13 protein-coding genes are annotated in these 13752 nt (G+C 46.2%); 8 read left to right on the forward strand and 5 right to left on the reverse strand.

Translation table 11 applies throughout. The features are described 5' to 3' along the window. Positions 1-43: 43 nt before the first annotated feature. The 5 genes from OH460_RS21655 to dnaA all read right to left on the reverse strand — a co-directional run bounded on the left by OH460_RS21655 (position 44) and on the right by dnaA (position 7106). Positions 44-478: an Hsp20 family protein gene (locus OH460_RS21655; RefSeq protein ID WP_004739258.1), complete on the reverse strand. Its 435-nt coding sequence runs from the start codon at positions 476-478 to the stop codon at positions 44-46. A gap of 466 nt (positions 479-944) precedes the next feature. Then, positions 945-3362: a DNA topoisomerase (ATP-hydrolyzing) subunit B gene (gyrB, locus tag OH460_RS21660; protein WP_269999507.1), complete on the reverse strand. Its 2418-nt coding sequence runs from the start codon at positions 3360-3362 to the stop codon at positions 945-947. Between the two features lie 17 nt (positions 3363-3379). Beyond that, positions 3380-4459, reverse strand: coding sequence for a DNA replication/repair protein RecF (gene recF, locus OH460_RS21665; RefSeq protein ID WP_004739261.1), 1080 nt, complete (start codon positions 4457-4459; stop codon positions 3380-3382). 37 nt (positions 4460-4496) lie between these two features. Further along, positions 4497-5597, reverse strand: coding sequence for a DNA polymerase III subunit beta (gene dnaN, locus OH460_RS21670; protein WP_269999508.1), 1101 nt, complete (start codon positions 5595-5597; stop codon positions 4497-4499). An 81-nt stretch (positions 5598-5678) separates the two neighbouring features. Further along, positions 5679-7106, reverse strand: coding sequence for a chromosomal replication initiator protein DnaA (dnaA, locus tag OH460_RS21675; protein ID WP_004739264.1), 1428 nt, complete (start codon positions 7104-7106; stop codon positions 5679-5681). Between the two features lie 310 nt (positions 7107-7416). Here dnaA and OH460_RS21680 point away from each other — a divergent pair, with 310 nt between their 5' ends. The 8 genes from OH460_RS21680 to mnmE all read left to right on the forward strand — a co-directional run bounded on the left by OH460_RS21680 (position 7417) and on the right by mnmE (position 13740). Further along, the gene (locus tag OH460_RS21680) at positions 7417-8166 is read left to right on the forward strand and encodes an amino acid ABC transporter substrate-binding protein (protein WP_060983463.1); all 750 of its coding nucleotides are present in this window, start codon (positions 7417-7419) and stop codon (positions 8164-8166) included. A gap of 117 nt (positions 8167-8283) precedes the next feature. Continuing rightward, positions 8284-8955, forward strand: coding sequence for an amino acid ABC transporter permease (locus tag OH460_RS21685; RefSeq protein ID WP_004739268.1), 672 nt, complete (start codon positions 8284-8286; stop codon positions 8953-8955). Beyond that, positions 8952-9689 carry an amino acid ABC transporter ATP-binding protein gene (locus OH460_RS21690; protein WP_269999509.1) on the forward strand — a complete coding sequence of 246 codons (738 nt, stop codon included), beginning with the start codon at positions 8952-8954 and terminating at the stop codon, positions 9687-9689. Before OH460_RS21685 ends, OH460_RS21690 begins: the two co-directional genes overlap by 4 nt. A gap of 207 nt (positions 9690-9896) precedes the next feature. Next, entirely contained in the window at positions 9897-10031 is a 135-nt protein-coding gene (rpmH, locus tag OH460_RS21695) for a 50S ribosomal protein L34 (RefSeq protein ID WP_004735800.1), read from the forward strand. 45 nt (positions 10032-10076) lie between these two features. After that, positions 10077-10400, forward strand: coding sequence for a ribonuclease P protein component (rnpA, locus tag OH460_RS21700; RefSeq protein WP_017055478.1), 324 nt, complete (start codon positions 10077-10079; stop codon positions 10398-10400). Next, complete coding sequence (gene yidD, locus OH460_RS21705) at positions 10367-10624, forward strand: membrane protein insertion efficiency factor YidD (RefSeq protein WP_004735802.1); 258 nt, start codon at positions 10367-10369, stop codon at positions 10622-10624. Before rnpA ends, yidD begins: the two co-directional genes overlap by 34 nt. 2 nt (positions 10625-10626) lie before the next feature. Next, a complete protein-coding gene (gene yidC / locus OH460_RS21710; RefSeq protein WP_061033950.1) occupies positions 10627-12249 on the forward strand; it encodes a membrane protein insertase YidC in 1623 nt (540 codons plus the stop codon). A 129-nt stretch (positions 12250-12378) separates the two neighbouring features. Beyond that, the gene (gene mnmE, locus OH460_RS21715; protein ID WP_061033980.1) at positions 12379-13740 is read left to right on the forward strand and encodes a tRNA uridine-5-carboxymethylaminomethyl(34) synthesis GTPase MnmE; all 1362 of its coding nucleotides are present in this window, start codon (positions 12379-12381) and stop codon (positions 13738-13740) included. Positions 13741-13752: the final 12 nt, after the last annotated feature.

Here is a 13752-nt window from a genome sequence, read left to right on the forward strand (position 1 = left end):
TTTTACTTCCCGATAGTTTTTAGCTCTAAGGAGCTAATAGCAATTAACCTTCTAGTAGGCTATTACCATTGATAGCAATCTTACGTGGTTGCATCGCTTCTGGGATTTCGCGTTCTAGGTCGATGTGAAGAAGACCATTTTCCATGCTTGCTCCTACTACTTTTACGTAATCTGCAAGTTGGAATTTACGCTCAAAATCACGCTCTGCGATACCTTGATACACATAGGTTTTTTCTGCTTCAGGTTTACGCTCACCTTTAACAATTAGCATGTTCTCTTTCTGAGTCAGATCTAATTGGTCATCAGCAAAACCCGCAACAGCCATAGTGATACGGTAGTTGTTCTCGTCTTTTTGCTCGATGTTGTATGGAGGGTAACCGCCAGAAGTATTCTTCGATGTGTTCGCTTCCATCATGTTGAATAGACGATCGAAGCCGATTGCGTTGCGGTAAAGTGGAGTGAAATCTACAGTTCTCATAATGCTATCCTTTTAGTAAGCAATAGTCTTAGCTGCGAGTTTTACTTAGATCGAACCTGTGTATGAGACCAAGTAAACAGCTAAGAGATTCAATTCGCATTCCTCGGGTTTCACCTCTGCTGGCGACAACACTGGGACATGACAGTGAATCAATTTTTAAGTTGTGTGCTGCTAAAGTTATCCTCTGTTGAGCGATACTTCGTCAGCGGTAATGAAGGTTCTGTTTCTTCTCTTATGAGCAAGACAGTCATCCTCTTCACAAATAGATATATGGATTGAGCAAAATAGTTTCAAGGGATCGAGCTAAAAATTTTTCTACGCGCTTCTAGAGATCCCCAACTCGGTCGTTCCTCCCTCTTGAGGATGACGAGCCAACTTATTGAAAGATAATTAAAATATCGGCAATAAAAAAGACCGCCATTTCTGACAGTCTCTTTAAAATCTTTAGATTATTTTTTAGGACAATCTACACATCCAAGTTAGCAACCTTCAATGCGTTCTCTTCGATGAAGTTACGACGAGGCTCAACTTGGTCACCCATTAGCGTGGTGAACAGCTGGTCTGCGCCGACTGCATCTTCGATCGTTACTTGCATCATACGACGTGTCTCTGGGTCCATTGTGGTTTCCCAAAGCTGATCTGGGTTCATCTCACCTAGACCTTTGTATCGTTGTAGGCTTAGACCACGACGAGACTCTTTAATCAACCAGTTCAGCGCTTCAACGAAGCTTGATACTGCTTGAGTACGCTCACCACGTTTGATGTAAGCACCCTCTTCAATCAGGCCATCTAACGCTTCTGATAGGCTTGCTAGCTTGCCGTACTCTTTCGAGTTAAACAGATCAACGCTTAGCGCGTGTTCGTGTGTCACACCGTGAGTACGAACCACAATCTTAGGTAGGCTTAGACCTAGCTCTTCATGCTTCTCAACTTCTAGAGAGTACTGGCTTGCACCAACCTCTTTCGCGTTCAGTTGTTCTACTAGCTGCTTGCCCCATGCTTCTACTGCTGACTCATCGTGACACTGCTCTGCAGTTAGACGAGGCATGTAGATCATTTCATGCATTAGAGCATGTGGGTAACGGCGGCTCATACGCTCCACCAGCTTGATACCAGAGTTGTATTGCTGAACTAGCTTCTCTAGCGCTTCACCTGCCAATGCTGGTGCATCAGGGTTTACGTGTAGCGCTGCGTTGTCTAGAGCCAATGCCACTTGGTACTGGTTCATTGCATCTTCATCTTTGATGTACTGCTCTTGCTTACCTTTCTTCACTTTGTAAAGCGGTGGCTGAGCGATGTAGATGTAGCCACGCTCAATAAGCTCTGGCATTTGACGGTAGAAGAAGGTCAACAGTAGCGTGCGAATGTGCGAACCATCGACATCGGCATCGGTCATGATGATGATGTTGTGGTAACGCAGCTTATCTGGGTTGTATTCGTCGCGGCCGATACCACAACCAAGTGCTGTGATTAGCGTTGCAACTTCTTGTGAAGAAAGCATCTTGTCGAAACGTGCTTTCTCTACGTTTAGGATCTTACCTTTAAGTGGAAGAATCGCTTGGTTCTTACGGTTACGGCCTTGTTTTGCGGAGCCGCCTGCCGAGTCACCCTCCACTATGTATAGTTCAGACAGTGCAGGGTCTTTTTCCTGACAGTCTGCAAGCTTGCCTGGTAGGCCAGCTAGGTCTAAAGCACCTTTACGACGCGTCATTTCACGTGCTTTACGCGCTGCATCACGAGCTCGTGCTGCATCGATAATTTTAGTACAAACGGTTTTCGCTTCTGTTGGGTTCTCGATAAGGAACTCAGACAGTTTTTCACCCATCGCTTGTTCAACGGCAGATTTCACTTCAGAAGAAACCAGCTTGTCTTTAGTTTGGCTAGAGAACTTAGGATCTGGCACTTTTACCGAGATAACCGCAGTTAGGCCTTCACGAGCATCATCACCTGATGTTGCTGTCTTCGCTTTCTTAGAGAAGCCTTCCTTATCCATGAAGCTGTTCAGAGTACGCGTCAGCGCAGCACGGAAACCAGCAAGGTGAGTACCACCATCACGTTGAGGAATGTTGTTTGTGAAACAGTAGATGTTCTCTTGGTAACCATCGTTCCATTGCATTGCTACTTCAACAGTAATGCCGTCTTCACGTTCGTGGTCGAAGTGGAAGATTTTTTGGATGATCGGTGTTTTGTTGGTGTTTAGGTGATCAACGAACGCCTGAATACCACCTTCAAACATGAAGTGATCCGATTTATCTTCTTCACGCTCATCAATTAGCTTGATAGAAACGCCTGAGTTTAGGAACGACAGTTCACGTAGACGTTTAGCTAGAATATCGTAGTGGAAAAGTACATTTGAGAATGTCTCTTCACTTGGCCAGAAACGGATTTCTGTACCCGTTTGGTCCGTATCACCAATCACAGCTAGTGGCGCTTGAGGCTCACCATGGTGGTACGTTTGAGTATGGATTTTACCACCGCGGTGGATAGTAAGAGTAACCTGCTTAGACAGTGCGTTTACTACTGAAACACCTACACCGTGCAAGCCACCTGATACCTTGTATGAGTTATCATCGAACTTACCACCAGCGTGAAGAACCGTCATGATTACTTCAGCAGCAGACACGTTCTCTTCTGGGTGAATTTCAGTTGGAATACCACGGCCGTCATCGCGTACCGATACTGAATTGTCTTCATGGATAGTAACAATGATGTCATTACAGTGACCAGCAAGCGCTTCATCAATAGAGTTATCTACTACCTCGAAGACCATGTGGTGCAGACCGGTACCATCATCCGTGTCGCCAATGTACATTCCAGGACGCTTACGAACCGCATCCAGACCCTTCAGTACCTTAATACTCGATGAATCGTAATTATCTGACATAGTTACTCTCTGACTAATTATCCTTGCTCTATTTTGCCATGTTCCACATGAAACATCCTGCTATTTTCATCATGCATATCTGCAATCTGATCAGCGGTAATAGAGCTTACAAAAACTTGAGCCTCGGTCGCCTTTAAACACTCAGCAAGACGTGCGCGGCGTTGGCTATCTAATTCGGAAGCGAAGTCATCTATTAAATAGATGCACTGCTTACCTGTCATTTGAGTGAGGTGTTGCCCTTGTGCTACTCGCAACGCACACACCATCAACTTCAATTGACCTCGTGACAAGACATCTTCCACTGGAGTGCCGTTCACTTTTATCTTCAGATCCGCTTTGTTTGGCCCACTAAAGGTGTAACCAAGCTGCTGATCCCTTTCAAAATTCTTCTCTAATATCTCGGCGTATGGGGTGTCTTTGTCCCAGCCGCGATAGTAGTTAATCTTTATCTCAAACTCAGGTAGGAAGGTCGCGCAGATCTCTTCGGCGACTTCTTTAAGCTGATTAACGTAGGTGGCACGCCACTCACTGATGCTTTCCGCTAAACGGGCCAGTTCTTGGTCCCAGTAGCTCAGCTCTCGGTAGTGGGTTGCCGTTTTCAATAAGGCGTTTCGCTGCTTATTGAGGCGCTTAACCCTGCCCCATGCATCGTAGAAACCCGACTCACTGTGGAAGACTCCCCAATCAATGAATGCGCGGCGATGCTTAGGTCCATCTGTCAGTAAATCAAACCCTTCAGGGTGAATCAACTGCAAAGGTAAGACTTGCGCTAACTGCGCGAGTTTTTGCCCAGTTTGACCGCTTATTTTAACCTCTGTTGTGCCATCGCGCTGCTTATTAATGCCAATTGGCAGCTCAAATTGATCCGAGGTCATAAAACGGCCGTGCACAAACAGTTCGCTACACTCATTTTGTATGATACGTCCCGTTAGGGAACTCTTAAATGAGCGACCGTGGCCGAGCAGATATACCGCTTCAAGAACACTGGTTTTACCGCTTCCGTTAGGCCCTATAAGAAAGTTAAAGCCTGATGACGGTTGAATGTCACAGGCTTCAATATTTCTAAACTGCTTAACGATTAGACGAGAGAGTGGCATAGCGTCATCACATTAATCATTAACGATGGCACCAACTCTACAGACGGATTGGCATAACAACGTACATTGCGCTGTCATCTTGTGCATTTTCAATCAAGGCACTCGCGTTCGCGTCTGACATTGAGATACGAACTTGCTCACAGCGCAGTGTATTGAGAACATCAAGTACATAGCTTACGTTAAAGCCGATCTCTAGTGCATCACCCTCAAAGGTCACGTCCAGCATCTCTTCGGCTTCTTCTTGCTCTGGGTTGTTAGCAGTAATGCGCATCTCGCTATCTGCAAGGTTAACGCGAACACCACGGAATTTTTCATTCGAGAGAATCGCAGCTCGAGAGAACGCTGAACGCAGTTCATCACAACCCGCTTCTAGCGTTTTGGTGGTGTTTTGCGGCATTACGCGGCGATAATCTGGGAAACGACCATCAACCAGCTTCGAAGTGAAGACATAGTTGTTCACTTCAGCACGCACGTTTGAGTTACCAATCTGCAGTGTTACCGGTTGTTCAGGCGCATCCAATAGCTTCACCAGCTCTTGCACGCCTTTACGAGGCACAATGATCTGCTTCTGTGCGAAATCCGCACCAAGCTGCGCTTGAGATACCGCCATACGGTGACCATCGGTCGCCACACTGCGTAATGTAGAGCCTTCAATCTCAAACAACATACCGTTGAGGTAGTAACGAACGTCTTGGTTCGCCATTGAGAATTGAGTTTTTTCGATAAGACTACGCAGTTCAGCCTGTGTCACAGACACTTCAACTTCACTGCTCCAGTCTTCAATATTAGGGAAATCGGCCGCAGGTAAGGTTGCCAATGAGAAACGGCTACGACCAGAGCGTACTTGAACACGGTCACCATCCAATACCACAGTGATCACTGAGCTATCAGGTAAACCGCGGCAGATATCTAAGAATTTACGAGAAGGAACTGTGATGCTGCCCGCTTCGAAATCACCTTCAAGCGTTACACGGCTGATCAGTTCAACTTCTAGATCCGTTGCTGTCATCGACAACACGTTATCTTCTACCTTAATCAGTAGGTTTCCTAGAATTGGAAGCGTTGGCCTGCCACCTAGCGCGCCAGACACTTGTTGTAATGGCTTAATCAGATGACTACGTTCAATGGTAAATTTCATATCTTGCTCTTACGGTCTAAATGGCACGCAGCATATGTACGTGACCAAGATTCTGCTTATTAAGGTTAAGAATACTGTGTATTAAGAAGAAAGGGTACGAATCAAGTTCGAATAATCTTCTTTAATGTCGTGGCTCTCTTCACGCAGCTGAGCAATCTTACGGCAAGCGTGCAGTACCGTGGTGTGGTCACGGCCACCAAATGCATCACCGATCTCAGGCAAGCTGTGGTTAGTCAGCTCTTTTGCTAGTGCCATCGCCAGTTGACGTGGGCGAGCAACAGAACGAGAACGACGCTTAGACAGCAGATCAGCCACTTTGATTTTGTAGTACTCAGCAACGGTCTTCTGAATATTATCGATAGTAACCAGCTTCTCTTGCAGAGCCAGTAGATCACGTAGCGCTTCGCGTACGAAATCGATCGTGATCGGGCGGCCAGTGAAGTTCGCATTCGCGATTACACGGTTCAGTGCGCCTTCTAGCTCACGAACGTTAGAACGCAGACGCTTAGCAATAAAGAATGCCACCTCATCCGCAAGATGAATTTGATGGTCTTCTGCTTTCTTCATTAAGATCGCAACACGCGTCTCAAGCTCTGGTGGCTCGATCGCAACCGTCAAACCCCAACCGAAACGAGATTTAAGACGATCTTCTACGCCGTTGATCTCTTTTGGATAACGGTCAGACGTTAAGATGATCTGTTGGTTGCCTTCAAGCAGCGCATTAAAGGTATGGAAGAACTCTTCTTGAGAACGCTCTTTATTAGCGAAGAATTGGATGTCATCGATAAGCAATGCATCAACACTACGGTAGTAGCGTTTGAATTCTTCGATCGCGTTATTTTGTAGCGCTTTAACCATATCCTGAACAAAACGCTCAGAGTGCATGTACACCACTTTTGCATTCGGCTTACCATCAACAATGGCATTACCCACCGCGTGCAACAAGTGAGTTTTACCTAGGCCGGTGCCACCGTATAGAAATAGTGGGTTGTATGCCGCGCCTGGGTTATCCGCCACCTGACGTGCTGCTGCCAAACCAAGTTGGTTCGACTTACCCTCAACGAAGTTATTGAACTTGTGTTTAGGGTTGACGTTTGAACGGTGGTTGATATCCACATCCACTGGCTCTTCATCGCGCCATGTGTTGTGAACTGGCTTACGAGCTTGCAGCTGTGCAGGCGCCGAAGACTCTGCCGCTACATCCGCAGCAGTACGAGTTGGCGCTGGAGCAGATGCAGGTGCTGCCGGCTTAGGTGCCGATACACGTTTGCTGCCTACTTCAAAATGCAGATGCGGGATATCGTTGCCGCAATATTCTTGCAGCAGACGGTTAATGCTATTTAAGTACTTATCACGAACCCAATCGAGTACGAAACGGTTCGGTGCAAATAGAGTTAGAGTATTGTCATTGAGCTCCGCTTGTAACGGACGAACCCACATACTGAATTCTGTAGCTGGTAACTCTTCTTGAAGCTGTTGCAAACACTGCAACCAAAGCGAAGATGACACGGTGCCCCCACTCTATTTAAGTAATATGAAATGACTGCTAATTTTACCTGTTGATAAGTCAGATCACCAGCAATTGATCACAGATCCAGTGAATAAGATCCAAGTTATTCACAATAAATTTATAATTAATGGGTGGATCCGCACATCTTGCCCCTAATTTACTCACACAACGATCCACTTATGCCCGGATCCTTGCTAGTTATCCCCAAAATGAGAATGCGATCTAGTTATGGTTAATAACATCTGGTTATTTATTCTATCGAGCATTTTCCCAGTAACATCCAATCCCATAAATATAAGGAGTTACCAAATGAATAACTGGATTAAGGCTGCAATTGCGGCTATCGCACTCTCTGCTGCTACTGTTCAAGCTGCGACTGAAGTTAAAGTCGGCATGTCTGGTCGCTACTTCCCATTTACTTTCGTTAAGCAAGACCAACTACAAGGTTTTGAAGTGGATTTATGGGATGAGATCGGTAAACGTAACGACTACAAGGTTGAGTACGTGACAGCGAACTTCTCTGGTCTGTTTGGTCTTCTTGAAACGGGTCGAATCGATACCATTTCTAACCAAATTACAATGACGGATGCACGTAAAGCGAAATACCTATTCGCAGACCCATACGTAGTAGACGGCGCACAAATTACCGTTCGTAAGGGTAATGACAGCATTAAAGGTATCGAAGACCTTGAAGGTAAGACTGTTGCGGTAAACCTAGGCTCAAACTTCGAACAACTGCTACGCAGCTACGATAAAGATGGCAAGATCAACGTGAAAACCTACGACACAGGTATTGAACACGATGTCGCTCTTGGCCGTGCCGATGCATTCGTTATGGATCGCCTATCTGCACTAGAGCTTATCAAGAAGACTGGTCTACCATTACAACTAGCAGGTCAGCCATTCGAAACCATTGAAAATGCTTGGCCTTTCGTAGACAACGATAACGGTAAGAAACTGCAAGCAGAAGTAAACGAAGCATTAGCAGCAATGCGCGCAGATGGTACGCTAGAAAGTATCTCTCAGAAATGGTTTGGTGCGGACATTACTCAGAAGTAATCACTCACTCTCTCCATACGAGGCCCACTGCTTACACGGCGGTGGGCTTTTTGCTTTTGTATCACTGATTAAAATGCTTGATATAACGACACTTCCAATAAAAATACGAGATAGATTATGGGATTTGATTTTAACTACATGCTAGAGCTGCTGCCGATACTGTTAAAGTATCTCGGCACCACCATGGAAATGGCGATTTGGGGCTTGTTCTTTGCTCTGATCCTGTCTGTGATACTGGCAAACATTCGTGTGTTCAAAATCCCAGTGCTTGACCAACTCAGCCAGCTTTATATTAGCTTTTTCCGTGGCACCCCACTGCTGGTTCAGCTATTCCTCCTTTATTACGGCTTACCTCAGGTATTCCCGTGGATGGTTGGCTTAGATGCATTCAGCGCTGCCGTCATTGGTTTAACCCTGCACTTTGCCGCTTACATGGCAGAGAGTATTCGCGCCGCGATTATCGGTATTGATCGCAGCCAGATGGAAGCGAGCCTTTCGGTGGGTATGACGACTAGCCAAGCGATGCGTCGAGTGATCTTGCCGCAAGCGACCCGCGTTGCTCTGCCTTCTCTGATGAATTACTTCATCGATATGATCAAATCAACCTCACTCGCCTTCACGCTAGGTGTGGCTGAGATTATGGCTAAGGCTCAGATGGAGGCGTCTTCAAGCTTCCGTTTCTTCGAGGCTTTCTTGGCAGTAGCGCTGATCTACTGGGGCGTGGTGGTTATCCTCACTCGTATTCAAATCTGGGCCGAAGTGAAACTGAATAAGGCGTACGTACGATGATCAAATTACAAAATATCCACAAGCACTTTGGTGACACCGAAGTTCTTAAAGGGATCGACCTAGAAATCAAACAAGGTGAGATCATTGTCATCATAGGTTCAAGTGGTACTGGTAAATCTACCTTACTGCGTTGTGTGAACTTTCTAGAGCAAGCCGATCAGGGCACGATTTCGATTGATGATATTAATGTCGATGCTCAGAAACACACCAAAGCAGAGGTGCTTGCGCTGCGTCGTAAGACCGGTTTTGTGTTCCAGAACTATGCCCTATTCGCTCACCAAACCGCGAGACAGAATATTGCCGAAGGTTTAATTACCGTTCGTGGCTGGAAGAAACAGCAAGCTCATGAAAAAGCACAACAAATACTCGATGATATTGGTTTAGGTGACAAAGCCGATAGCTACCCAGCGGCGCTCTCTGGTGGTCAACAGCAACGTGTTGGGATTGGCCGTGCAATGGCACTCCAACCTGAGCTCTTGTTGTTTGATGAGCCGACCTCAGCACTTGATCCTGAGTGGGTGGGCGAAGTGCTTAACTTAATGAAAAAGTTAGCAAATCAGCATCAAACCATGCTGGTGGTTACCCATGAAATGCAGTTCGCTAGAGAGGTCGCAGACCGAGTGATCTTCATGGCTGACGGTCATATTGTCGAACAGGGATCTCCACAGGATATTTTTGGTAATCCACAGGATCCTAAATTAAAAAAATTCTTAAATAAGGTTGGGATCGACTAAGGATCCTTGTGATTTTAGTTAATCTACGTATAATCCCCCGACCGGAATTTTAGTTAACCCAATCATTGACACTTTTTGTGACAGTGATTACAATTCCGCCTCTTTGTTGAGAGGCGTCGGTTTTCCTTTCTTATATAAAGAAGAGAAAAAATGCCCACGCCGGGTTTAACAAAAACCTAAAACTACTGATCAGTAAGGTAATTACAAATGAAACGCACTTTTCAACCTACAGTTCTAAAGCGTAAGCGTACTCACGGTTTCCGTGCTCGCATGGCTACTAAGAACGGTCGCGCAACAATCAATGCACGTCGTGCAAAAGGCCGTAAGCGTCTTTCTAAGTAATCTTTGATTATTTTGAATAAGCTAGCCTTCGGTCGGGAGTTACGCTTGTTAACTCCCGAACATTATCAAAATGTCTTCAAGCAAGCTCATCGAGCTGGCTCTCCTCATTTCACCATCATTGCTCGAAATAACTCTCTTTCAAATCCTCGCCTTGGATTAGCCGTTCCGAAAAAGCAGATTAAAACCGCAGTTGGTCGTAACCGATTCAAGCGTCTTACTCGTGAAAGCTTTCGTAACACTCAACACAAACTTCCTAACAAAGATTTTGTTGTAATCGCTAAGAAGAGCGCGCAAGATTTAAGCAATGAAGAAATGTTCAAGCTACTCGACAAATTATGGCTTCGCCTGTCTCGCCCTTCGCGTGGATAGCGCTAATACCCATCTATTTTTATAGATGGTTTATTAGTCCACTCATCGGCCCACGCTGCCGATTTACTCCAACCTGCTCTTTATATGCGATAGAAGCGTTGAAAGCTCACGGTTTTGTAAAAGGGTGTTGGTTATCAGGCAAACGTCTATTAAAATGCCATCCTTTGAACGAAGGGGGCTTTGACCCCGTTCCACCAGTCCAAAAACAAGACAGAGATAAATAACGATGGATTCTCAACGTAATATCCTGTTAATCGCATTGGCTTTGGTTTCTTTCCTACTTTTCCAACAATGGAACGTAGCTAAGAACCCAGCACCACAAGCGGTTGAGCAGGCACAATCTGGCAGCACCCTACCAGCGCCATCTTATGCAGATGATCTAGACCCGGCTCCTGGTCAAGTTGCTTCTTCTGCAAAAACTATCACAGTAACCACTGATGTACTGACTCTGTCAATTGATACGGTTGGTGGTGATGTTGTGACAGCAAACCTAAATGATTACTCAGCTGAGTTTGATTCTGAAGAGAGCTTTGTTCTTCTTAAGAATGAACCAGGTCACCAATTTATCGCGCAAAGCGGTCTAGTTGGTCCTCAAGGTATCGACCTTAGCAGCACTAACCGCCCTAGCTACACGGTTTCAGCAGACAGCTTTACGCTGGCTGACGGTCAGGATGAACTACGCATCCCAATGACTTACCAAGCGAACGGCCTAGATTACACTAAAACATTCATCCTTAAGCGCGGCAGCTACGCGATTGACGTTGAATACGATGTAGTCAACAACTCTGGTAACAATGCGACATTCGGTATGTACGCTCACCTACGTCAAAACGTTATGGATGACGGCGGTAGCCTAACAATGCCAACTTACCGTGGTGGTGCTTACTCTACGGAAGATACGCGTTACAAGAAATACAGCTTCGACGATATGCAAGATCGCAACCTGTCTCTTAACCTAGCAAACGGTCAAGGTTGGGCAGCGATGATTCAACACTACTTTGCAAGTGCTTGGATTCCACGCGACGAAGCAGGCAGCAACCTTTACACTCGTGTAATTGGTAACCTAGGCGACATCGGTGTTCGTATGCCGAACAAAACTATCGCTAACGGTGACGAAGCAAGCTTTAAAGCAACGCTTTGGGTTGGTCCTAAACTTCAAGACCAAATGGCAGCAACTGCACCAAACCTAGACTTGGTAGTAGATTACGGCTGGCTATGGTTCATTGCTAAACCACTTCATACTCTGCTTTCGTTCATTCAAGGCTTCGTATCGAACTGGGGTGTAGCAATTATCATCCTAACTTTCATCGTTCGTGGTGCTATGTACCCACTAACGAAAGCTCAGTACACGTCTATGGCGAAAATGCGTATGCTTCAGCCTAAGCTGACAGCAATGCGTGAGCGTATTGGCGACGACCGTCAACGCATGAGCCAAGAAATGATGGAGCTTTACAAGAAAGAGAAAGTAAACCCACTAGGTGGCTGTTTACCTATCCTTCTGCAAATGCCTATCTTCATTTCGCTATACTGGGCACTAATGGAGTCTGTTGAACTGCGTCACTCACCGTTCTTCGGTTGGATTACTGACCTTTCAGCGCAAGACCCATACTACATCTTGCCACTTCTGATGGGTGCTTCAATGTTCCTAATCCAGAAGATGAGCCCGACGACTGTAACGGATCCAATGCAGCAGAAGATCATGACCTTTATGCCGGTTATGTTCACATTCTTCTTCCTGTTCTTCCCTTCAGGTCTGGTTCTTTACTGGCTAGTATCGAACATCGTAACTCTGATTCAGCAAACGCTTATCTACCGTGCGCTGGAAAAGAAAGGCTTACATTCTAAGTAAGTTCGATAACAGAAAGAGCTAAAGAAAGGCGACCAAAAGGTCGCCTTTTTGTTTTTAGCTGATTACAATTCAGCTAATTGATTAATCGTGAATGCCCTTTTTGGCGTTCACATGCTAGCAGGCACAACTATGACTACAGATACGATTGTTGCTCAAGCGACCGCGCCCGGCCGTGGTGGCGTCGGTATTATCCGCGTTTCCGGTCCATTAGCGACTCAGGTTGCCCTAGAAGTAACGGGAAAAACACTTAAGCCTCGCTACGCTGAGTACTTACCTTTTAAATCTGCCGATGGCATCGAGCTCGACCAAGGTATCGCGCTCTACTTCCCTAACCCGCACTCTTTTACCGGCGAAGACGTTCTAGAGCTGCAAGGTCATGGCGGCCCAGTGGTTATGGACATGCTCATCAAGCGCATCCTAGGCATCTCAGGCGTGCGTGCAGCTCGTCCTGGTGAGTTCTCAGAGCGTGCATTCTTGAACGACAAGATGGACTTAACCCAAGCCGAAGCGATTGCTGACTTGATTGATGCAAGCTCAGAGGAAGCGGCTAAATCGGCACTGCAATCTCTTCAGGGTGAGTTCTCAAAACGTATTAACACCCTAGTGGATTCGCTGATTCACCTGCGCATCTATGTTGAAGCGGCGATAGACTTCCCTGAAGAAGAAATCGACTTTCTGGCTGACGGTAAAGTAAGTGCTGACTTACAGGCTATCATCGATAACCTAGAGGCGGTACGCCAAGAAGCCAATCAGGGTGCCATCATGCGTGAAGGCATGAAAGTGGTGATTGCTGGTCGCCCAAATGCCGGTAAATCTAGCCTACTGAACGCCCTGTCAGGCAAAGAATCGGCGATCGTGACTGATATTGCTGGCACCACGCGTGATGTACTACGTGAACACATCCATATTGATGGTATGCCACTGCACATTATTGATACCGCGGGCCTGCGTGATGCTTCCGATGAAGTCGAAAAAATCGGTATTGAACGTGCCTGGGAAGAAATAGCTCAAGCAGACCGAGTTCTATTTATGGTGGATGGCACCACGACCGATGCTACTGACCCGAAAGATATCTGGCCTGATTTCGTTGATCGTTTACCAAATAACATCGGTATGACGGTGATTCGCAACAAAGCGGATCAAACCAATGAAGAGCTGGGTATTTGCCATGTGAACGATCCAACTCTAATCCGCCTATCAGCGAAAACAGGCCAAGGTGTGGATGCACTGCGCAGCCATCTAAAAGAGTGTATGGGCTTTGCTGGTGGTCATGAAGGTGGCTTTATGGCGCGTCGTCGCCACTTAGACGCCCTAGAACGCGCATCTGAGCACTTGGATATTGGCCAGCAACAACTTGAAGGCTACATGGCTGGAGAGATCTTAGCGGAAGAGCTTCGTATCACTCAACAGCACCTCAACGAGATTACAGGTGAATTCAGTTCAGACGATCTTTTAGGTCGCATCTTCTCTTCTTTCTGTATCGGTAAATAACCTATAAAGGCC

Origin of the sequence: Vibrio sp. Makdt, from assembly GCF_027587015.1 — a bacterium.
GTDB lineage: Bacteria > Pseudomonadota > Gammaproteobacteria > Enterobacterales > Vibrionaceae > Vibrio > Vibrio chagasii_B.

Bases quoted from the DNA above. Each gene is read 5' to 3' on its own strand.
- recF (WP_004739261.1), bottom strand. From the start codon at position 4,459: ATGCCACTCTCTCGTCTAATCGTTAAGCAGTTTAGAAATATTGAAGCC.
- gyrB (WP_269999507.1), bottom strand. From the start codon at position 3,362: ATGTCAGATAATTACGATTCATCGAGTATTAAGGTACTGAAGGGTCTG.
- dnaN (WP_269999508.1), bottom strand. From the start codon at position 5,597: ATGAAATTTACCATTGAACGTAGTCATCTGATTAAGCCATTACAACAA.
- yidC (WP_061033950.1), top strand. From the start codon at position 10,627: ATGGATTCTCAACGTAATATCCTGTTAATCGCATTGGCTTTGGTTTCT.
- OH460_RS21655 (WP_004739258.1), bottom strand. From the start codon at position 478: ATGAGAACTGTAGATTTCACTCCACTTTACCGCAACGCAATCGGCTTC.
- rpmH (WP_004735800.1), top strand. From the start codon at position 9,897: ATGAAACGCACTTTTCAACCTACAGTTCTAAAGCGTAAGCGTACTCAC.
- mnmE (WP_061033980.1), top strand. From the start codon at position 12,379: ATGACTACAGATACGATTGTTGCTCAAGCGACCGCGCCCGGCCGTGGT.
- yidD (WP_004735802.1), top strand. From the start codon at position 10,367: ATGGCTTCGCCTGTCTCGCCCTTCGCGTGGATAGCGCTAATACCCATC.
- OH460_RS21685 (WP_004739268.1), top strand. From the start codon at position 8,284: ATGGGATTTGATTTTAACTACATGCTAGAGCTGCTGCCGATACTGTTA.
- OH460_RS21690 (WP_269999509.1), top strand. From the start codon at position 8,952: ATGATCAAATTACAAAATATCCACAAGCACTTTGGTGACACCGAAGTT.
- OH460_RS21680 (WP_060983463.1), top strand. From the start codon at position 7,417: ATGAATAACTGGATTAAGGCTGCAATTGCGGCTATCGCACTCTCTGCT.